The 20,979-nt window shown below is 74.2% G+C and carries 15 protein-coding genes; 7 read left to right on the plus strand and 8 right to left on the minus strand.

Annotated elements, in window-relative coordinates; translation table 11 throughout:
* Positions 1–329: 329 nt before the first annotated feature.
* The 6 genes from ACFYXS_RS20885 to ACFYXS_RS20910 form a co-directional block, all read right to left on the minus strand.
* Positions 330–1,406 carry a lantibiotic dehydratase C-terminal domain-containing protein gene (locus ACFYXS_RS20885; protein ID WP_389250218.1) on the minus strand — a complete coding sequence of 359 codons (1,077 nt, stop codon included), beginning with the start codon at positions 1,404–1,406 and terminating at the stop codon, positions 330–332.
* The gene (locus ACFYXS_RS20890; protein ID WP_389250832.1) at positions 1,403–4,108 is read right to left on the minus strand and encodes a lantibiotic dehydratase; all 2,706 of its coding nucleotides are present in this window, start codon (positions 4,106–4,108) and stop codon (positions 1,403–1,405) included. Before ACFYXS_RS20890 ends, ACFYXS_RS20885 begins: the two co-directional genes overlap by 4 nt.
* Before the next feature lie 68 nt (positions 4,109–4,176).
* Positions 4,177–5,832 carry a nitroreductase family protein gene (locus ACFYXS_RS20895; protein WP_389250220.1) on the minus strand — a complete coding sequence of 552 codons (1,656 nt, stop codon included), beginning with the start codon at positions 5,830–5,832 and terminating at the stop codon, positions 4,177–4,179.
* 52 nt (positions 5,833–5,884) lie between these two features.
* The gene (locus tag ACFYXS_RS20900; protein WP_389250222.1) at positions 5,885–7,801 is read right to left on the minus strand and encodes a TOMM precursor leader peptide-binding protein; all 1,917 of its coding nucleotides are present in this window, start codon (positions 7,799–7,801) and stop codon (positions 5,885–5,887) included.
* Between the two features lie 769 nt (positions 7,802–8,570).
* Positions 8,571–10,808 carry a TOMM precursor leader peptide-binding protein gene (locus ACFYXS_RS20905; RefSeq protein WP_389250224.1) on the minus strand — a complete coding sequence of 746 codons (2,238 nt, stop codon included), beginning with the start codon at positions 10,806–10,808 and terminating at the stop codon, positions 8,571–8,573.
* A 79-nt stretch (positions 10,809–10,887) separates the two neighbouring features.
* Positions 10,888–11,898, minus strand: a complete 1,011-nt coding sequence (locus ACFYXS_RS20910) for a BTAD domain-containing putative transcriptional regulator (RefSeq protein ID WP_389250226.1) — start codon at positions 11,896–11,898, stop codon at positions 10,888–10,890.
* Positions 11,899–12,582: 684 nt separating this feature from the next.
* Between ACFYXS_RS20910 and ACFYXS_RS20915 the strand changes: the two genes are divergently transcribed.
* Genes ACFYXS_RS20915 through ACFYXS_RS20940 form a run of 6 tightly spaced genes read left to right on the plus strand, consistent with a single transcriptional unit; the run spans position 12,583 to position 18,036 of the window.
* Positions 12,583–14,121, plus strand: coding sequence for an ATP-binding protein (locus tag ACFYXS_RS20915; protein WP_389250228.1), 1,539 nt, complete (start codon positions 12,583–12,585; stop codon positions 14,119–14,121).
* On the plus strand, positions 14,118–14,576 hold the full coding sequence (locus tag ACFYXS_RS20920) for a roadblock/LC7 domain-containing protein (protein WP_319659517.1): 459 nt from the start codon (positions 14,118–14,120) through the stop codon (positions 14,574–14,576). The genes ACFYXS_RS20915 and ACFYXS_RS20920 overlap by 4 nt, the downstream gene beginning before the upstream one ends.
* A complete protein-coding gene (locus tag ACFYXS_RS20925) occupies positions 14,573–14,932 on the plus strand; it encodes a DUF742 domain-containing protein (protein WP_389250229.1) in 360 nt (119 codons plus the stop codon). The genes ACFYXS_RS20920 and ACFYXS_RS20925 overlap by 4 nt, the downstream gene beginning before the upstream one ends.
* Complete coding sequence (locus ACFYXS_RS20930) at positions 14,913–15,542, plus strand: ATP/GTP-binding protein (RefSeq protein WP_389250231.1); 630 nt, start codon at positions 14,913–14,915, stop codon at positions 15,540–15,542. The genes ACFYXS_RS20925 and ACFYXS_RS20930 overlap by 20 nt, the downstream gene beginning before the upstream one ends.
* Positions 15,539–16,789, plus strand: coding sequence for a cytochrome P450 (locus ACFYXS_RS20935; RefSeq protein WP_389250233.1), 1,251 nt, complete (start codon positions 15,539–15,541; stop codon positions 16,787–16,789). The genes ACFYXS_RS20930 and ACFYXS_RS20935 overlap by 4 nt, the downstream gene beginning before the upstream one ends.
* Positions 16,786–18,036 (plus strand): cytochrome P450, encoded by a 1,251-nt coding sequence (locus tag ACFYXS_RS20940; protein WP_389250235.1) that lies wholly within the window; start codon positions 16,786–16,788, stop codon positions 18,034–18,036. The genes ACFYXS_RS20935 and ACFYXS_RS20940 overlap by 4 nt, the downstream gene beginning before the upstream one ends.
* 54 nt (positions 18,037–18,090) lie before the next feature.
* On the opposite strand, the gene ACFYXS_RS20945 is transcribed toward ACFYXS_RS20940, so the two are convergent.
* Both ACFYXS_RS20945 and ACFYXS_RS20950 read right to left on the minus strand, forming a co-directional pair.
* On the minus strand, positions 18,091–19,026 hold the full coding sequence (locus ACFYXS_RS20945) for a ketopantoate reductase family protein (RefSeq protein WP_389250237.1): 936 nt from the start codon (positions 19,024–19,026) through the stop codon (positions 18,091–18,093).
* 28 nt (positions 19,027–19,054) lie between these two features.
* Positions 19,055–20,254: an MFS transporter gene (locus tag ACFYXS_RS20950; protein ID WP_389250239.1), complete on the minus strand. Its 1,200-nt coding sequence runs from the start codon at positions 20,252–20,254 to the stop codon at positions 19,055–19,057.
* A 41-nt stretch (positions 20,255–20,295) separates the two neighbouring features.
* On the opposite strand from ACFYXS_RS20950, the gene ACFYXS_RS20955 reads away from it, so the two are divergent.
* On the plus strand, positions 20,296–20,916 hold the full coding sequence (locus ACFYXS_RS20955; RefSeq protein ID WP_389250241.1) for a CGNR zinc finger domain-containing protein: 621 nt from the start codon (positions 20,296–20,298) through the stop codon (positions 20,914–20,916).
* Positions 20,917–20,979 lie beyond the last annotated feature (63 nt).

Below are 20,979 nucleotides of genomic sequence, written 5' to 3' on the forward strand. Positions count from 1 at the left end.
GCGGGGTGCGGGGGCCGGCGCGGCCGGCTCCGGGAGGGGGCCTCCGTCGAGCAGCCGGCGCGCCCCGAAGAGGGCGAGGAGTTGCTGCCAGCGGACGTCGTCCAGGCGGGCGCCGAACTCGCGGGCGTAGGCGTCGCCGATGGCGCCGAGGGTCTGTTCGCCGTCGAGCCGGGACAGGACGAAGAACTCCTTGGGCCGCAGTTCGAAACGGCGGCCGCCGACCGGGTCCTTGAGGGGGTGGACGGGGGTCGTGCCGCGCAGCACGGACGGCCCGATCAGCAGGTCGGGTCTGCGCCGCGGGCGCAGCGCGAGCAGGGAGGGTGGGGCGGTCACCGCTCCCCCTCGGGGGCGCCGGTGCCCTCGCGCAGGGCGCGGGCGAGGACGTAGGCGAGGAACGCCTCGTCGCGGATGGTCACCGAGAGCCGGTTGTTGGTCATGTGCATGTACGGCGACATGAGCATCGCCAGGGCCCGGCCGGGCTCGGTGACCGCGAACTCCTCGTCGCCGCTCCAGGACCGGAAGACCAGCTCGCCGGCGGCCGCCAGCTCCCGTACCCGGCCCGCCAGTTCACGGCAGTGCCGCGCCCAGCCGCGCAGGAAGCCGGGCAGTTCGTCCTCGGCGCCGGCGGCGATGGCGGACCGGATCCCGGCGAACCGGCGGCCCAGTTCGGCGCCCATGTCGCCGAAGGCGCGGTCGTAGCCCTTGCGCGCGGTGAACTCGGTCGCGGAGAAGGCGCCGTCCCAGAAGGCGTGGTAGCGCTCCAGGAAGTGCGCCAGCTGCTCGTCGTCGTCCAGGAAGGAGGCCGACATGACCATCATCAGCTGGGCGGCGGTGCCCAGCAGGACGGTGCGCACGTGCAGGTTCATCGTGCGCAGGGCCTCGATGACCAGGTCGCTGGAGCGCTGGAAGTGCCATTCGGCGAGCGCGACGCCGGCCGGGCCGCCGTACTTGCCGTACTCCGGCTCGTAGGGCTCGACGCTGACGGAGTTGTTGTCCCGCAGGAGCATCCGCCCGTCCGGGCCGACCAGCCGGTCGCGCTGCTCCCGCGGGTACTCCAGCTCGAACAGCTGGTTGTACAGGTCGGCGAGGAAGCCGGCCTTGACCTCGTACAGGGCCGGGCGGGTGGCGAGGAATCCCCGCACGGCCCGCAGCGCGCGCTCGCCGACCTCCTCGGCGACGTCCGGCGACGAGGGCTTCAGGCGCAGGCGGACGTGCGGTCCCTGGAGCCAGTAGTTGATGAAGAAGTACCCCGACAGCAGCCCCTCGGACTCCAGTTCCGCGACCAGCGGCCGTACGCAGTCGAGGAGCAGCGGCCGCGGGCTCGCGGCGTAGAAGACGTGCAGCGCCTGCCACGCACCGGGAGCGGCCTCGGTGGGGGCGGTACCGGTCTGGGTGGGTGAGGTCATGACCGCTCACCGTGTCCTTCCTCGTCGGGTGCGGGGCGTGCCGGGGCGGCGGGGAGGATCTCGACCGCGAGTTCGGCGACGTGCCGGCCGCGGGCGGTGCGGACGTGGAGGTCGTCCTCGGCCGGGAGCATCTCCTCCAGGACGACCTGTCCTGCGCGCTCCTTGAGCAGGCCCTCCAGGGCGACCAGGCACAGGGGGCTGTCGAAGTCGACGTAGTGCGGCTTGGAGCCACCGCCCGCCCAGCCGCCCGCGGCGCCCCGGGGCGCTCGCACGGTGGCGAACACCCGGGCGGGGACGCCGTGTTCGCGCCGCCAGCGCTGCCAGGCCAGGAACCAGCCGGCGTCGTCCTGCCCGGCGGGCCGGACGGGCAGGGCCGCGGCGTCGGCGGTCCAGCTGCGGCGGCTCAGCACGACCGACCCGTGCCGCACCCGGGGGCGGGCGGTGACCCCGCCGGCGGCGGGCGCCTCGGGCACGCCGGTCCACACGTCGAGGGCGGTCTTGGAGGTCGGGGAGAGCAGCAGCAGGGTGCGGGGGATCTCCGGGAGCACCATGGGCACCAGGTAGCCGAGGTAGAGCGGGACGACCTCCTTGCCGAGCCGCCGGGACCGCACGACCAGGCGGTCCTCGGCGGCGTCGTGCGCCACGTACAGGTCGTCCAGATGGATGCGCTGCTCGGGCGGGGCCGAGCCGGTCTCACCGGGACACAGGATCTGATAGTCCGTCATGCGACCGTGGAGATTGAGGTTCGTGGTCGCCGAGCCCGCGGTGATCTCCGCGAAGACCGCGCCCTCCGGCTGCGCCGCGCGCAGGTCGGCCAGGAGCGCCGCCGACAGTCCGGGGTCGTCACCCGCGGTGTCGAAGCAGTGGGTGAAGCGCGTGAAGGGGAAGCACAGGCCACCGTACGAGCCGTTGAGGACGACCAGGGGGTCCTCCTCCCGGGCGGCGAGCTGGAGGAAGTGGCTCTGCGCGGCGAAGCCCTCGGCGAGCGGGACGAGTTCGCCGGCGACCTCCGCCACGAACGCCTCGTCCAGCCGCAGTTCCTCCGCGCCCCGCGGCAGGTCCCGCCACAGCTCGCGCATGCGGCGCACGAAGGCGGCGCGGGCCTTGTCGAGTGCCGCGATCTGCGGCAGGCCGAGCCAGTTCTCCTCGGGGGCGTGGCCCTCGGCGGGGTCGTGGGGCCCGCGCTGCGAGGTGAACAGCAGATACTGCTCGAACAGGTCCTCGTGGAAGTCGTGGACGAGGCGCAGCAGGTCGTCGCAGCGGCCGCCGACCCCGTAGCGGGCCAGGAAGAAGCCCTTGAACGTGAGCCGCTGCGCCAGGGACACGTCGAAGGCCGGCAGGATGCGCGCCAGCGACCGCAGGGGGCCGGCGGCCAGGTCCGTCCAGGTGCGCGGGTCGGCGGCGACGGTCTCCGCGCTGACCCGCGCGTCCTCGTAGACCAGGGTCTGCGGCAGGGTCGTGCCGGAGGCGCCGAGGGACTCCACGAGCGCGGGCAGATCGCGCTTGAGGCCGGCCAGCAGCTCGCGGCGGCGGGCGAGCGGCGCGGTGGCGTACGCGTCGACGGCCGCGGCCACACCGTCCAGGCGCGCCGCGACGTCCAGCGCCCAGGGGCGGCCGACCTCGCGCAGCGCGGCCTGGAACGCACGGACCGGATCGGGGCCGTGCACATCCGGGTAGAGGCCGTCGAGCTGCACCATGCCCAGTTGCAGCAGCGCCGACAGGTAGCGTTCCGCGTCCTCCTGACTGGCGTCGCGCTCGGCGGTCAGCCACGACGTGAGGTCCCGGTGGCGCAGCCCGGGCCGCTCGCGCAGCAGGCCGAGCAGCCCCTCGAGCGCGCCGCTGCGGCGCAGGAAGAACAGCCGGTCGCGGGCGGCGTCGAAGCTGACGGGGGCGCTGTCGTCGCCCGCGGTCACCGACCGCCGGACGAAGCGCACCCGTTCGTCGTCCAGTTCCCAGCCCGAGGCCGGGCCGACGAGCAGGTCGCCGCGCCGCTCGGGGTCCGCGGCCACGGCCTCGGCGATGCGGCGCAGGACGACGACGTTGAGGCGGGCGTGCCCGGACCAGCTCTCGGTCACCTCGACGGCGCCCGCCGGGGCGGCGTCCGGCCGGAACGCGCCGAGTGCGACCCCGGTGAAGGTGCTGAAGGGGCTGGTCTTGCAGGCCGTGCGGTACAGGTAGGCGAGCAGCGACCGCTCGATCTTGCGGCCGCGCTTGCCGGACGCGGACGCGTCGCCCCGGATGTACGCGTCGAGCTGCCCGTCGAGCGTCGGGGAGGCGAGCAGCAGGCCCAGGCGCAACTGCTCGGAGTCGGCGAGTTCGCGCAGCGACGCCCGGCCGCGGCCGAACTCCTCCTCCAGCAACCCCGGTCCCCGGGCGTGCAGTTCCGCCAGGTGCCGGCGCTCGTGCAGCCAGGTGGCGAGGTCGTGGCCCGCGGGGCCTTCGAGGCGCGCGGCGAGGTCGAGAGCGGCGGGCACGTCCTGCGGGAGCCGGTTGTTGAACACGGCGCGGCGCAGGCGCAGCACCTCCCGGCGCATGCCGTCATCCTCGTTGCCGTCGACGACCGCGGCGAGCGGGTCGCTCAGGCGCGCGCCGAGCTCCCGCAGACGGGCCTCCTCGGCCAGGACCTCGTCGGCCCAGCCGCGCGCGGCGGGGCTGCGCAGCGCCTCTGCCGCCTCGACGGGCAGACCCGCGAGACGCATCATGAAGCGCGGGGAGAGCGCCGAGTCGGGCGCGGCGCCGGAGGCGCGCTCCGGCGAAGTGAGCGAGGTGGTCACCGGGCCTCGTCCTCCTGGGTCTCTTCCGGGGTGCGGCGCGGGGCGCTCGGGACCGGGGACGGCGCGAGGTCGTAGTGGAAGTCGGCGGGGCGCGGACGTTCGTTGCCCACCAGCATGAGCAGCAGGGGCAGTTCTCCCGTCCCGGCCAGCCCCAGTTCCTCGGCGAAGGCCACGCTGTCGAAGCCCAGCGCCACGCCGCAGGCGGTGTCCGAGGCGGCCGCGGCGGTGTAGACGGCCTGCGCGGCCGCGCCGATGGCGGCGCTGACGAGCCGGTAGCCGCGCTCGCCGACGGCGTCGAGCACCTGGTGCGTGCGGATCGCGGGGACGATGGCGGCGGCGGCCTGTTCGAGGTTGTAGTTGTTGAGGAAGTAGTGCGCCTGCAGGAAGGGCCCGGGCGCGCCCGGCTTGATCAGGCGCAGTTCGTCCGTGGCGGGGTCGAAGGCGTAGGTGCCCTGGGGCACGCCCTCGACGTGGTTGACGAAGACGTACAGCGAGGCGAGCCGGGGCCCGCCGGGCGGAGTGGCGTCGGTGGTCAGTTCCGTCCCCGCCGCGGCGGCCCGCAGGGCGGCGGTGAGGTGGGCGGCGGACAGCGGCCGCAGGCCGGTGAACCGCCCGAAGCTGCTGCGGCGCGAGCGCAGGGCCCGGCGCACGCTCAGGTCCATGGGTGCGGCCGGCGGCAGCGCGACCCGTTCGCCGCCGGAGGGCACCGCGGGGGCGGCGGCGCTCTCCAGGGCGCCGGGCGCGGGGCGTTCCGCGGCGTGCGCGGTGGTGGCGCGGTGCACCGTGCGCACGGTGTCGAAGGCGATGACACGGCGGGAGCGCTCCTGCTCGGTGCGGTGGACACCGGAGGTGCGGGAAGCGGCCGGCGCCCTGTCCGGGGCTGGGGCGGCGCCCTCCCATCGCAGCGGCACGACCGCGAAGACGCCCTCGTCGTCCGCGTCCGCGCCGAGCAGCCGGCCCAGGCGCGGCTCGTCGAACCACAGGACGGGGTCGATCCGCAGGCCGCGGGCGTGCGCCCACATGCTCCAGGTCTGCAGCAGCGCGCCGAGGTCCATCGTCACGACGTGGTAGCTGAAGCTGTTGTACTTGAACGCGTTCTGCCAGAACTTCACGCCGAGGACGAGGAACTGGTCCGCGTCCCGGTGCAGTCCGGCGTCGCCGACCGCCGCACGGACCTCGCCGGTCACGTCCCCGGTCAGCAGCCGCTGCACGGCGTGGTGCTGCGGCGAGTAGTGGTGGACGCCCGGCGTCAGCGGGCCCGAGGGACCGGAGACCCAGTGCACGCCCACGGGGTACAGACCGCCGCCCGAGGCCGTGCCGCGCGACCAGTTGGCCTGCGTGTACATCGGCAGCGTGCCCAGGTCGGTGTTGGCCTGCACGGCGAGGCGGCGGCCGACCAGCCCGTAGGAGTCGCGGAGCATGCCGCCGAGCAGCGGCAGGGTGAAGGGGGCGTCACCGTGCGGCAGGGACAGGCCGCGGCCGACGCCGGCGTCCTCGGGGAAGTCCCCGTCGGGCAGCGGGAAGCGTTCGGCCTCGGGGTAGAACTTCTCCTTCCGGGGACGGTCCGCCCAGTCGGGCACGAAGTCGGCGGGCTCCATCGCGACCCGGCCGCGCCGCATCACCGCGGTCGCGTACTCATGGGTCTCCCCCATGTCCGTTCCTCTCTGTCTGCTGCGGCGTCCGCTGCGGTGGGTGGGCGGTCGTTCACGGGAAGGGGTGCGGGGCGAGGTTGAGGTCCTCGTCGCGCAGGTCGTGGCCGGTGAGTCCGGCGGCGCGCGGGGCGGTACGCAGCCGGGGCATGTGCAGCGCGCGCTGGCGGTGCCAGCCGAAGTCGATGGGGATCAGTCCGGGAACCAGGACGGCGGCCGTGTGCAGCCCCGCGTCGCGCTGCTCGGGCATCGTCTGGTCGACCACGACGACGTCGAAGCCGTGCGCGGTGACGGCCCCCACGGCGGCGTCGAGGTCGTCGCGCAGGTCGGCGGCGGGCGGACGGCCGGTGCCGAGGCCGGCGACGGGGAGCAGCGGCCGTGCGGGGCCGTCCTCCCTGTCCAGCAGGAAGGCCGCGTGCCGCGCCATGCCGGGCAGCCCGTACAGCAGCGGGTGGTCGTGCAGGACGTGGACGGAACCGAAGTCGGCCGCCATCGCCTCCAGCCGGTCCCGGTCGCGTTCGGTGCGCCGCTGGAGCTTGACGGCGTCGGTGGCGATCTCGGCGAGTCCGGCGGCCAGGGCCGCCTCGGGATCCCAGGACGCGCCCGCGCCGAAGCACAGGGTGCCCGGGCCGCCGTCGATGCGCTGCGCGACGGCGGTGACGACCGGGACCGGGAAGGTGATCCGGGTGTCGAAGAAGCGGGCCCGGTAGCCGTACATCGCCAGCCGCTCGACCATGTGCCGGGTCGCGGGCCGGGTGCTGGTGGCGGGGTCGATCTCGGGCAGCGGGAGGCCGGCGTACCAGGCGATCAGGAAGGCGTCGCGCTCGACGGCCTCCATCAGCCCGAACAGGACGGCCTCCTCCGGACTGCCGCCCGAGGCGCAGCCGTTGGAGCTCTCCTGGACGAAGCGGTTCTCCAGTCCCCCGGGTGCGTGGTAGTACGCGAGGACTTCGGGGACGAGCAGCGGCCGCCGGTCGCGCAGCGAGTACCCCCACACCCAGGGGTGGGGCCGGTCCGGGTCGAAGGGCCGGACGAGGTCCTGGTGCCGGTAGAAGGCGTCGGAGTACACGCCGCAGGTGCGGGGGTCCAGCGCGTCGTCACCGAGGTCGCTCAGCGACGCGACGACGGCGGTGCGCTTGCCGCGGGCGCGCATCCCGGCGAAGCGCTCCATGCCCTCCAGCAGGCCGACGCGGACGCTGCGTCCGTAACTGCCGGTGTGTCCGCCCCAGTAGGACTCGCGCAGGTAGCTGCCCGAGCGCAGGGTGAAGGAGCCGACCGTCGAGGCGGTCGACGCCGAGGTGAGGTCCGGGGCGACGGACGGGCCGAGCATGCCGGTGACCGGGTTGACGAAGGCCTCCAGCGGGAGGTCGTAGTCGTCGATGTGCCGGGCGCGGAAACCCGCCGGGTCCGCCTTGGGAACGCTGCGTACGGTGACCGTGGCCGCCTCGGCGGTGTCGGTGACGCGGCGGTCGCAGTGCGGGCACTCCGCGTCGGGCACGAGGACGGCCCGGTTGACCTGAAGGCTCTCCAGGTCGAGGAGGTGGACGTCCCCGAACCTGCCGTCCCCCGAGGCGCGTTCGCCTGCCGCCGCGGCGAGGGCGGCGACCGCGTCGACCGCGAAGGCGGTGGTGAAGGGCCACTCCCCCGTCTCCCGGGTGCCGGAGCCCAGTTCGAGGGCGTCGCGCAACGTGCCGGGGCGCACGGCCTGCCAGCGGCGCGCCAGGCAGCGCGGGCACGGCGCGTCCGCCGCGGGGGCGGGGCCCGGGCCGACGAGTGCGTGATGCCCGTAGAGGTGGACGGGCGTGGCCCCCTCGGCATGCGCGTCGTCGGCGGGCCCGGTGGTCGCGGCCTGCTCGTCACGCAGACCGAGCACAGCGACGCGCACCTCGCCGCCACCGGGGTGGCGGCGCAGGCTGCGGGCGAGCAACGCCTCGACGCCTACGGCGCCGGGCGACCCGTCCGGGCCCGGCACGCCCTGCGGGCCAGTTGCGGATTCCGCACCCGGCACGGCCCGCCGACCCGCCACGGCCTGGGAGCCCGGCACGCCCTGCGAGCCGGAGGCAGTCCCCAACCCCGACGCCGACTCCGCGCCCGGAACCGCCTGCCCACCAAGCACGGACTGCGGAACCGTCCCGGCCTCGGGGCTCGGGACGGCCCGCGATCCCGGCGCGGTAGCCGAGCCCGACACCGCTTGCGAGCCGGACGCGGCCTCCACGCCCGACATGACCGGCCGACCCGGGGCAGCCTGGGAGCCCGGCAGGGACTCCGCACCCGGCACGACCTCGGGGTCCGGCGCAGTCCCCGGACCCGATACGCCCCGCGAGCCCGACACGGCCTGACCGCCCAACGCGCCCTGAGCGTCGGGCAGATCCTGCTCACCTGACGCGTCCCCAGCGCCCGGCACGCCCTCCGCACCCGACGTGCCCGGCCGACTGGGCGAAGCCTCGGAGCCCGGCAGGGGCTCCCTGCCCGGCACGGACCGAGGAACGGAAGCGGCCTCCGCGCCGAGCGCAGCCTGCCGAACCGGCACAGCCGGCGAACCCGATGCGACCTGCGGGTCCGGGAGAAGCCGGCGGCCCGACGCAACCCCAGCGGCCGACGGTCCCTCCGCACCCGACGCACCCTCAGCGCCCGCCGCGGTCAGAGCGGTCACAGCGGTCGCCGCACCCGACACCGCCTGCGAGCCGGACGCGGCCTCGGGGCCCGGCACGGACTCCGCGCCCGGCGCGACCCCTGCGTCGCTACGCATCCACGGCCCCGTGGGCGAGCAGGACGCGGGCGACGTGGACGCCGCCGGCCCGCAGGTCGGCAGAACCGGTGGGTACGACCAGGGCGTCCAGGCCGTGGGCGGCGAGCCGGGACGGCATGTCGGTGCGCGGGGCCCGCTCGTGCTCGGCCACGTCCTCCCCGGTGACGGCCAGCGTCATCGGGTCGAGGTCGCCCAGCAGCGGGTCGCCGGTGTCCGGGTGTGCGGCGAGGCCGGTCTCGCGGCCCAGTTGGACCTGCCCGAGGAGGTCGCGCAGCGCGGTGACGGCGGCCCGGCGGCGGGCGGCTCCGGCGCCGATGGCCCAGAACGTCCGCCCGGTGTGCGGGTCCTCCGCGCGGGCGAGCATGGCCGCGGCGGGCGCCTCGGGACCGCCGAGGTCCAGGAGTTCGGCGGCCAGGCCCAGGTTCACGGCCGAGCGACGCAGGAAGACCAGTTCGCGGTCCTCGCCCTCCCAGCCGGCCGGGAGCAGGGTGACCGCCGTTCGGCCGCGCAGCGCGAGCGTGAGGGCGTGCAGCGACAGCGCCGAGTACAGGCCGAGCGTCGCGGCCGCGGACGGGGACGCGGCGGCCGCGGAACCGGCGGACGTGGGCAGGAACGTCCGGTCGTGGTTGTCGGCGCCGAAGGTGCGCACCGCACCGGCCGGGACCAGGGCGGTACGCCCCGAGGTCAGCGACGTCGCGGGCAGCCAGGAGCGGACCCGCGCGGTGCCGGCGCCCGTGCCGGAGGCCACGTCCAGGGTGTCCGGGGCGAGCAGCGGCCACTTCTCCCGGGCGGTCTGCAGGGCGGCGCCGCGCACGACGCCGGCCGGCGGCACGACGTGCTCGGCGTAGGTCTCGGCGGCCCGGTGCAGGGCGCGCAGCCGGGCCCCGGCGACGTGGTGCACGTCGAAGGCGGTGATCTCGCGCGGCCCGCGGTGGCCTATGCCGAGCCGCACCGTGCCGACCTTGAGCGGCGTCTGCTCCCACGCGTCGTCGGCGAAGGCGGCCAGCACGCCCGCCCGGGGGTGGGTCAGCACCGACCGGGCGTCCAGCGCGGCCATCGCGGCGTCGGCGTCCGCCTCGGGAGTCACCTCGCCCGGCTCCTCCTCCTGACCGTTGCTCAGGTCCAGGACGGCGGCCGCGGGTTCTGCGACACCGTCCTCGCCACCCTCGACGTCCCGGCAGAACGGGCAGCGCGGGTGCGGCAGCAGCGGCTCGGTGACGACGTCGAGGGAGTCGAGGTCCTGGAGGACGACGCGGCCCTCGGTCTCCGGCGCGAGGACCCCGGTGATCTGCCGGAACACCTCGTACGCGAGGAGGTTGCCGAGCATCGCCGCGGGCGGACCGGACACACCGGCCGTGGCGGACCGTCCGCTCTCGCCCAGGCTCGCACCGCTCCACAGGTCGGCCGCCGCCCCGGGTTCGCCGTTGGCACCCAGGCGCAGTGCCGCGCACGCCCAGCAGCCCGCCGTGGCCGAGGTCATGACGGGGCCGGTGACCGCCTGGCCGCCGAACGTCCAGGCGGGCAGCAGCCGTACGCCCTCGGGGACGCCCGCCTCCAGGAGTCCGAGCACGGTGCGCGGGCCGCCCGTGGTGACGACCACGCCGTACCCGGCGAGGTCCGTCCATCCGGCGTCGGCGCCGGTGCCGAAGTCCCGGCGGACGATCTCGACCGGGCACCCCTCGGCCTCCAGGGCGCGCGCCTCGTCGAGGACGTCGGCGAACGGGTCGTCACCCGTGGTCAGGGGGAGGGCGATCGCCGTGCAGCCGTTGCGGACGAGGCTCAGCGCGCACCACTGGGCGACGGGGTCGTCACCGAGCACGGCGACCCGGGTGTCGCGGAAGCGGCGGAACCGGCCGCCCGCTTCGCCCACATAGTGGTCGATGTAGTCGATCTGGGGCGCGAAGCGCCGCGCGACCTCGGGGTCGAGCCGGTCCAGGCCGTCGCTGCCGGGCGTCACGTCACGCGCGAAGCCCCGTCCGTACAGGGCGCCGACCAGCTCGCCGACCATGGCCCGCTGCTGGTCGCCGAGGCCGGCGCACATCTCCTCGACGCGGTGCGTCCCGTCGAGGTGGGGCACGATCAGCGACGCGAACCGGTAGGCCGATCTGCCCTGGAGATTGAATCCTCCGTGGGCATTGTGGAATACCACGCCCGCGGGCGTCTCGGTGAAAAGCACATCACGACGGATACGGGGATACGAGTGCGCGACTTCCTCGTACGCAGCGGTCATGCCGAATTACTCCCTTGCAGGGCGCGGTGAGGGGACACACGGATTCCCGGGACGGTCGGGTGAACCGCCGGGGAACCGTTCAGGTCGTACCGGGGGACATATCGGGGCCGGTGGCATCGGAACGCATTTCCAGCGCACCCCTGGCGAGGATGCGCAGCGAGTCGTGCATTCGGTACTGGCCTTCGGGGCCCTCTTCCAGCAGCCCGGCGCCGACGAGTGTTTCGAGGACCTGCGCCGCACCCCCGGCCAGAAAGGACTTTCCCGCGTGACCGGCCTTGGCGCCGGAATCGGGACGAGCCGGGAAATGGTCTCGACCATTGGCACGGGACATCGGGAGGGCGCGGCCAGCGGGCGCCCCGGCCGTCAGCTCGTCGCCGCGCAGCACCGCGAGCTCCAGCCGCTGCAGCGCGGGACCCGGGTCGACGCCGAGCTCGGTACGCAGGTAGCTCTTCACCACTCCGTACTCGCGCAGCGCGTCGGCGCGCCGCCCCGTGTGGTGCAGGGCTGCCACGAGCTGCACCCAGAAGGGCTCGTGGGCGGGGTGGGAGCGGGCGGCGGGCCACAGCTCGGCGAGCACCTGGCGGCTGCGCCCGAGGGCCACTTCGAGGTCGAAGACCCGCTCCATGGCGCGCAGTCGCTCCTCCGTGAGCCGCGGCACGACCTCGCGCTGCAGGATCTCGGAGTGGATGTTGGCCAGCAGCGGCCCCTGCCACAGGGCGAGCGCCGCCCGCAGGGTGCGCAGCTCCTGTTCCGGGTCGGCCACCGTGTCGGCGCTGCGCAGCAGATCGCGGAAGGCGATGAGGTCGAGCGTCGCGGCGTCCGCGGTGATGCGGTAGCCGCCGGGGACGGCCTCGATGAGCCGGCTCGCGACGCCGTAACGGGCGAACAACTGCCGCAACCGCTGCACGCAGGTGTGGAGCGCGGATTTCGCGGTGACCGACCGCTCCTCTCCCCACACCACCCGCTGCAGGAATTCCACGGACACCGTGGAATTGGGATGTAAAAGAAGGGCCGCGAGGAGGTTGGCGGGTTTCGACGGCTGAAGTGCGATGACGTCGCCGCCGTCCGCTATCCGGACCGGCCCCAGCATGAGAAACCTCGGACTGAATCCCTCTGAATCGAATGACGCACCCGGTCCGGGTCCGTCAGACTCTTCTTGGACATGGTCGACAGATTGCCTTTTCTGCATTTCCGCCCACACTCCCCGCTGACGTCGGCGAAGGTACCACCGCTCACAGACCTCTCACAAGAGGACCGCAACAGGTCCGCGGGGTTTCCGGGAAGCCGTATGCACCATTTCACCTCATTCATCTACGCGTGTCGACCCGGATGTCCGAAGTATTAACAAAGACGCGCCTTCGACTGCACTCCAGGAATGGCCCACACCAATACCGGGGCGCCGCGGAACCACCCGCGGGACACCCACGTCGGACATCTCGGAACACCTCGGGCGCGGAATATGACCGGGGGAACCGCGATCCGCGCCGTCCACGGCCCCGGACCCGAACGGACCCGGTTCCGGGCCACCGCCCCTCGGCCCACGTCCTGGCCGGTCACAGGGCCGACGCCCCTGCGAAACCTCATCGACGAACAGAAGTAACCGCAGGAACGATCAGTCACGGTCAGGAACTCGCATATAGTGACCCGGAGTTCACGCGGCCCCCGGCCTCCGCCGGACGGGACGCGTGTTCTTTTGTGACGTCACCTCCTCTCGCGCCCTTTACGCACCGTCCGCACCGTCCGTCCGTCCGCACGGCCCCGAGGTCACCGATCCATGACAGCGCACACCGCGCCCACCCGACTGTGGTCCGGGCGTTCGCGAGCCGCCGCAGTGCCAGAACCGCCGCGTCCGCCGCTCCCGTACCTGGCCCGGACCGTCGCCGCCCCGGTGGCCGTCACCGGATCGGCGGGAGTCTGGCTGGTGTCCGCCGCCGACGGTGCGCGCGTGCCCGCCGCGGTCGGTGCCACGGCCGGGGTGGTGCTCCTCGCCGCGGCCGCCGTCGTGGCGGCGACGTCCTCGTGGCGGGCCCGCCGCCTGGAGGAGCAGCTCGCCCAAGAGGACGCGGAGACCGCCCGGTTCACCGACGAGCTGCTGCCGGCCCTGATCGGCCGGCTGACGCACGGCGACTCCGCGGCCTCCGCACTCGCCGCGATCGCCGTGCCCCAGGACGACACCCGGCGCCGGGCGCTGACCCTGGTCGCCGGGGAACTCGCCACCAGCGAGTCGCGCCGCGCCGCGGCCATGTCCGCGGGCTCCAACGCCGCGGGCCGCATGCAGGCGCTGACCACCAGCATGCTGGCGGACCTGCGGGAGATGGAGCACCGGCACAGCGACCCCGCGGTCCTCGGCGACCTCCTCCACCTCGACCACCGTACGGCGCAGGCCGGCCGGCTCGCTGACAGCATCGCCGTGCTCGCCGGGGCGCGTTCGGGACGCCGGTGGGCCAAGCCGATCCGGATGGAGTCGATCCTGCGCGGCGCGATGGGCCGCATCAGCGGCTACCAGCGCGTGCGGCTGCACTCCAGCAGCGAGGTGGCGATCGTCGGGCACGCGGCCGAGGGCGTGATGCACGCGCTGGCCGAACTCATGGACAACGCCGCCAACTTCTCGCCGCCGACAGCCGAGGTCCACGTCTACGTCGAGGAGGTGCCCGCCGGCGCGGTCATCACCATCGAGGACAGCGGACTGGTCATGGGCGAGGTGGCACTGCGCCGCGCCGAGAGCGCGGTCGCGGCGAACGGCTGGGACCTCACGGGACTGTCCGGCACCCGCCTCGGGCTCGTGGTGGTCGGGCGGCTCGCCCGCAAGCACGGTCTGAAGGTGTCGTTCCGGCCCTCGGCGCGCGGCGGCACCGGCGTGGTGGTGATGGTCCCCCAGGAACTGATCACCCGTCCGCGCGCCGGCGGCACCGCGGACGCCGAGTCCGCCGAGATCCTGCTCCCCGATCCGCTGCCCGTCGCGCCGCGCCCGGACCCGGCCCCGGCCGCCGCGCCTTCGCGCTCCGAGGCCGGCGAGCCGGCCTCGGAGCCGGAAACGGGGACGGGGACGGAGACGGGCACCGAGTCACCCGAGTACGGCGAGAGCGGCCTGCCCAAGCGCCGCCGCGGCCGCACCCTGGCCGCCGCCCGCCACGTCGAGCCGGCCGTCGGCGCCCGGCGGTCCGCTCCCCGCGACGACGACACGCCGGCGGCCCGCGCCGCCCGCTTGAGCAGCTTCCGGGGAGCCCTCAAGCGCAAGCCCTCCCCCGCACCAGACCCCTCCGCGGCCCCCCACCAGCAGACCGCGACGGACCCAGAAAGCGACTCCCGATGACCGCACCCGCAGCCGGCAGCACCCACGGCAGCAGCACCAGCACCGACGAGAGACTCAACTGGCTTCTGGAGAACCTGCTCGAGCGGACGCCCGGCGCCCGCCACGCACTGGTCCTGTCCCGCGACGGACTCAAGCTGTGCCGCACGCCCGAGCTCTCCGTCGACCAGGCGGACCAGCTCGCGGCGATCTCCGCCGGCATCCAGAGCCTGTCGCAGGGCGCGTCCGTCGAGTTCGGCGACGGCAGCGGCGGCGTCCGGCAGGCCATGGCCGAGTTCTACGGCGGCATCCTGTTCATCGTGGAGGCCGGTGACGGCGCCCACCTGGCCGTCGTCGCCCGCGAGGACTCCGACGTGGGCGTGATCGGCCACAACATGAGCGAGTTGGTCGAGCAGCTCGGGGAGCACCTGAGCGCGCCGCCCCGCGAGGTCGGCGGCGCGGACGGCGACAGCGGATGACCCCTCGCCCGGGCCGGGACGACAATCCGGACCGGCTCTACACCCTCACCGGAGGACGCAGCCGGCCCGCGTCGGACGTGTTCGACCTGGTGACCCTGGTGGTCGCCGAGTGCGATCCCGCGCCCGGGATGCAGTCGGAGCACCAGCTGATCCTGCGCGTGTGCCGGCAGCCGACGGCGGTGGTGGAACTCGCCGCCGACCTCGCGCTGCCGGTCGGCATCACCAAGGTCCTGCTCGGCGACCTGCTGGAGACCGGCAGGATCAGCGCCCGCCACCCCCGAACCGCCCGTACGGCGGCCCAACTGCCGGACCCCGAGATCCTGGAGCAGGTGCTCGTTGGACTACGCAACCTCTGACCACAGTCCGCCGTTCCGGCGGCCGCTCAGCGCCACCGCCGACAACGGGCTGAAGATCGTGATCACGGGCGGGTTCGGCGTGGGCAAGACGACCATGGTCCGCTCGGTCAGCGAGATCCGCCCGCTGAACACCGAGGAGACGATGACGCAGGCCGGCGAGAGCGTGGACGACCTCGCCGGTGTCCAGGCGAAGACCTCGACGACCGTGGCCTTCGACTTCGGCCGGATCAGCCTGGACCACCGCAACGTCCTCTACCTGTTCGGCGCGCCCGGGCAGCAGCGCTTCTGGTTCCTGTGGGACCGGCTGTTCAGCGGCACCCTCGGCGCCGTCGTCCTGGTCGACACCCGGCGCCTGGACGACTCCTGGTACGCCATCGACCGCCTGGAGCACCACGGGACGCCGTTCGTGGTGGCCCGCAACGACTTCGGCGGCCCCCGGCACACCGAGGAGCAGGTGCGGGACGCGCTGTCGCTCTCGGACGGAATCCCGCTGATCGAGTGCGACGCGCGTTCGCGCCAGTCCTCCAAGGACGTGCTGATCACGCTCGTCCGGCATCTGCACACCCTGTCCGCCGCCAGTCCGCGTGCCCGGGAGACGACCGCACCGTGACCACCGAGCCATCGACCACCGAGGACGCGTTCGCGGGCGCCGTGCCCTTCAGCGGCCCGCGCTTCCACGTCGAACCCGCCGAGCTCTACCGCGAGATGCGGCGCGACCACGGCGCGGTCGCCCCCGTCCTGCTCGACGGCGACGTGCCCGCCTGGCTGGTGCTGGGCTACCGGGAGCTGCTGCACGTCACCAATGATGCGGTGCTGTTCAGCCGCGACTCCGACCTGTGGAACCAGTGGGACCGCATCCCGGGCGACTGGCCGCTGCTGCCGATGATCGGCCGCAAGCAGCCGTCGATCCTCTACACGGTCGGCGAACGGCACCGTCAGCGGGCCGCGATGATGAGCCACGCCATGGAGGCGGTCGACCCGTTCGAGCTGCGGCGCACCGCCGAGCGGTACGCCGACCGGCTCATCGACTCCTTCTGCGGACGCGGCAGGGCCGATCTGCTGGCCGAGTTCGCCACGCTGCTGCCGGTGCGCGTGCTGGCCCGCATCTACGGCTTCGCCGACGAGCAGGGCCCGGCGCTGGTCAAGGCGATCAACGACCTGGTCGACAGCACCGAGGACGCCATCGCGGGCCAGACCCATGTCTTCACCGCCATGACGGAGTTGCTGGAGCGGAAGAAGGAGCGGCCCGGCCCCGACGTCGTCTCCCGGATGCTCGCCGACCGGTACGACTTCTCGGACGAGGAGATCGTGCAGGACATGATGGTGATGACCATCGCGGGCCACCAGCCGACCGCGGACTGGATCGGCAACTCGCTGCGGCTGATGCTGACCGACGACCGCTTCGCCGCGTCGTTCTCCGGCGGCCGGCACAGCGTGGGCCAGGCGATGAACGAGGTGCTGTGGGAGGACACGCCCACGCAGAACATCGCCGGCCGGTGGGCCTCGCGGGACACGCGGGTGGGCGGGCGTCAGATCCGCACCGGCGACCTGCTGATCCTCGGTTTCGCGGCGGCCAACGCCGACCCCCAGGTGCATCTGGAGGGCGGCGGCCCGACCCACGGGAACAACGCCTTCTTCTCCTTCGGGCACGGCGAGCACCGCTGCCCGTTCCCGGCCCAGGAGATCGCCGAGGTGATCGCCCGTACCGGGATCGAGGTGCTGCTCGACCGGCTGCCCGACATCGATCTCACGGTGGCGGTGCAGGGCCTGGTCCGGCGCCCCTCCCCCTGGCTGCGGGGCATGACCGAACTCCCCGTGCGCTTCACTCCCACTCCGGCCCTTGGAGACCGTCCATGAAATGCCCCGTCACCGGAGCGAGCGCCCTCGACGGCGCGCGCATCGTGCTCGACCCCCTGGTCCAGGACCTGGCCGCGGAGAGCGCGCTGCTGCGCGACGCGGGCCCGCTCGCGGCGGTCGAACTGCCCGGCGGCGTGCCCGTGTGGGCCGTCACGCACCACGCGGAGGCCCGTGCGCTGCTCACCGACCCGCGGCTGGTGAAGGACATCGCCCACTGGGACGCGTTCACCCGCGGTGAGATACCGGCCGACTGGGCGCTGATCGGCCTGGCCAACCCGGGCCGTTCGATGCTCACGGTGGACGGCGCGGACCACCGCCGGCTGCGTGGCCTGGTGGCCCAGGCGCTCACCCCCCGCCGGGTGGAGCGGATGCGCGAGCGCATCGAGGAGCTGACCGCGGGTCTGCTGGACCGGGTGGCGAAGGCCGCGCAGGACGCCGACGTCATCGACCTGAAGGCCGAGTTCGCCTATCCGCTGCCGATGTACGTCGTGCAGGAGCTGATGGGCATCGACGAGGCCCATCTGCCCCGGCTGAAGGTGCTGTTCGAGAAGTTCTTCTCGACCCAGACCCCGCCGGAGGAGGTGCTCGCCACCCTCGGTGAGCTGGCGGAGATGATGGGCGGCACGGTCGCTGCCCGCCGCGCCGAGCCGGGCGACGACCTGACGAGCGCCCTGATCGCGGCCTCCGAGGACGGTGACCACCTCACCGACGCGGAGATCCAGAGCACCCTGCAGCTGATGATCGCCGCCGGTCACGAGACCACGATCTCGCTGATCGTCAACGCGGTGGTCAACCTGCTGGCCCACCCGGACCAGCTCGAGCTCGTCCTGGCGGGCAAGGTGGCGTGGGAGGCCGTGGTGGAGGAGACGCTGCGGTACTCGACGCCGACCTCGCACGTGCTGATCCGCTTCGCCACCGAGGACGTCCCGGTCGGCGACAAGGTCATCGCCAAGGGCGAGGCGCTGATCGTCTCGTACGCGGCCATCGGCGGCGACGAGGCGCAGCACGGGCCGACGGCGGGCGCGTTCGACATCACGCGGGAGCCGATCCGGCACATCGCCTTCGGCCACGGCCCGCACGTCTGCCCCGGCGCGGCCCTGTCCCGCCTGGAAGCCGGCGTGGCACTGCCGGCGCTGTTCGCGCGCTTCCCCGGCCTGGCCCTGGCGGTCCCGGCCTCGGAACTGCGCAACAAGCCCGTCGTGACGCAGAACGACCTGTTCGAGCTCCCGGTCCGGGTCGCCGGCTGACAGCTCAGGAGCGGGCGCCGCGCACGGGACGTGTCCCGCGCGCGGCGCCCGCGGTCAGGCGTCCGGGGCCGGCCGGCCGAGCTCGTACGGGGCGAGGACGTCGGCCACGGTCCGGTTGCGGGGCGTGGGCACGCCCAGTTCCCGCCCCAGGGAGACGACTCCCCCGCTGAGCCACGGCAGTTCGAGCCGGTTCCCCCGCTCCAGGTCGTGGGCCATGGACGAGGTCATGCCGGCCGGGAGGGTGTCGACGGCGGCCATCTGCGCGTCGGCGAACGCCTCGTCGAGGTCCACACCCGAGGCACGCCCGACGGCGACGGCCTCGGCCATGACCTCGCGCAACAGCTCCCGCGTGGCGGGGTTGCCGCGGATGACGCCGATCGGCTGCCGCACGGCGGTCGTCGTCGCCGACAGGCCCGTGAGGAACACGTACTTCTCCCAGACCGTCCGCGCGATGTCCGCGCCGACCTCGGCGTCGATGCCGGCCTTCACGCAGGCCTCGTGGAACTCGGCCACTCCGTCGGCCGGGTGCCCCTGGTAGGCGCCGAGGACGATCCGCTGCATCGGCCCGCGGTGCACGACGACACCGGGTTCCTCGATGACCGCCGCGATGTAGCAGACACCGCCCCACACGGCGTCCTCGGGCAGGTGGCGGCGGAGCACCGTGTCCTTCTGCACACCGTTCTGCAGGGAGAGCACGCGGGCGCCGCCGTCGGTGAGGTGCCGCAGCCCGGCGGCGACGTCCTCGGTGTCCCACAGCTTCACCGCGACGAGGACGACGTCGGCCTGGTGCACCTCGGCCGGGGACTCCACGAAGTGCCGCGCGTCGACCCGGGCCTCGCCGAGCGGGCTGCGCACCAGCAGCGCCCCCCGTTCCCTGATCGCCGCCAGGTGCCGTCCGCGCGCGACGAAGGTGACCTCGTGGCCCGCCTCGGCCAGCCGGGCGCCGAAGTAGCCTCCGACGCCGCCCGCTCCCACAACCACGATCCGCATGACGTGCTTTCCTTCCGGTCAGGGTGATTCAGCTGCTGCCGCTGGTGGTGCCCATGTGCTGGGCCGCTCTGGTGCGCGCCGCCCTGTGCAGCAGGGCGGTCGCCGGTATGAGGAGCGCCGCCGCGGCGGCGGCGCAGACGAACAGGAGCACGGGCGGCAGGACACCGTGCAGGGCGGTCACGACGAGCGGCGTGACGAAGCCGAGGTAGGCCAGGCAGTAGAAGACCGCCGCGGCGCCCGCGAGGTCGCGCGGCGCCGCCCAGGCCTCCAGCTGGCTGAGCCCGGCCACCAGGAGCATCCCGTAGCAGGCACCGAGGGTCATGGCCGCGGGGATCAGGAGAGCGGGTTCCGCCAGCCGGACGGCTGCCGCGGCCAGCAGGAATCCGGCGACCGCGGCGGCGAGCCCCCAGTGCCGTGTCACGTGGGAGCCGCGCCGGGACAGCCGCCTCGCCAGCGGCTGGACGAGCAGGCCGGTCAGGAGCGTCAGCCCGGCGATGCCGCCGCCGACCGCGATGTCCGGGCCGTGCAGCGGCACGAGGGCCGGCAGGACGGCGAAGCTCGTGGTGGGCGCACCGAACACCAGCGGCGCCGAGGGGGCGACTTCCCAGCGGAACTCCCGTTGCAGCAGCGCGGCCCGCAGCCGGGGACGCGCCTGCGGCCGGGTGCTCGCGGCGGGCGCGGCCGGGTCGGGCGCGTGCCACACCAGTGGCGCCACGGCCGCCGTCAGGCCCAGGTGCACGAGATAGGGCAGTGCCTCGGGTCCGGCCAGCCACTGGGCCAGGAGGCCCGCCACCAGGGGGCCGCCGCCGAATCCGGCCGACAGCGCGACGGCGGCGCGCCGCGCGCCCGCGCCGGGGCCCGCGTCCGCCGACAGGTCCTTGATCCATGCCGTACCGGGTCCGAACGCCGCGCCGGACGCGACGCCGGCGACCAGCCGCCCGAGCATCAGCGCCCAGAAATGGTCGCCGCCCACCAGGAGGACGGCCGAGGCGACGGCCGACAGCAGCAGCGCGGCGCACATCACCTGCCGCCGCCCGTAGCGCTGCGCGAAGCGCGCCGCCAGCAGCAGCGCGGGGATCAGCCCGACGGCGTAGGCCGCGAACGCGGTGGTGACCACGCTCCCGGACACCCCGCTGTCGGCGCGGTAGACCAGGAGCAGTGGCGAGAACTGGTTCGCGCCCCAGCCGACGACGAACATCGCCGAGGCCGCGCGCATCCAGGGTCGCATCGTCTGTCCTTAGTAACCGGTTCCCTGGTTACTATTGTCACATGAGCGAGGAAGTCCCGGCCACCCCACGGACCCGGATCACGGCCAAGGCCCGATCCCTGCGGTTCGACTCCGGCTCGCTGTCGCTCGACCTCGTCGCCACCGTCGGCCGCAGGCCCAGCACTCCCATCGAACGTCTGGACGGGCCCGAGCGCCTGCGCGCGTGGTGCGCCGGTGTCGGTCTCGCCCCGCGGGACGAGGAGGACCCGGCCGCGCTCCTTGCCGCGCTGCGCGAACTGCGCGACGCCGCCTACGACCTCGTCACGGCCGAGCTGGACGACCGCGCCCCGCGATCGGACTCCGTGGCCCTGCTCAACACGCTGGCTGGGGTCGCCCCGCCCGCGCCCCGGCTGCGGACCGACGCGGACGGACGGCTCGCGCACGGCCCCGCTCCCCTGCTGACGACCGCCGAGCTGCTGTCCGCGGTGGCCCGGGACCTGATCGCCGTCATGGCCGACCCCCGCACGCGGGCCCTGCTGCGCACCTGCGACGCGGAGACCTGCCGCATGCTCTACCTCGACAACGGCCCCGGCACCGGCAAGCCGCGCCGATGGTGCTCCATGGAGCGGTGCGGCAACAGCGCCAAGGCGGCCCGCCACCGGCGTCGCGCCGCCCACCCCTGACGCGTCCGCCGCGGTCGCCGGTCCGCACCACCCGCTGCCACGATGGGAGAGCGGTACACGACC

Origin of the sequence: Streptomyces sp. NPDC002574 (genome assembly GCF_042889545.1) — a bacterium.
GTDB lineage: Bacteria > Actinomycetota > Actinomycetes > Streptomycetales > Streptomycetaceae > Actinacidiphila.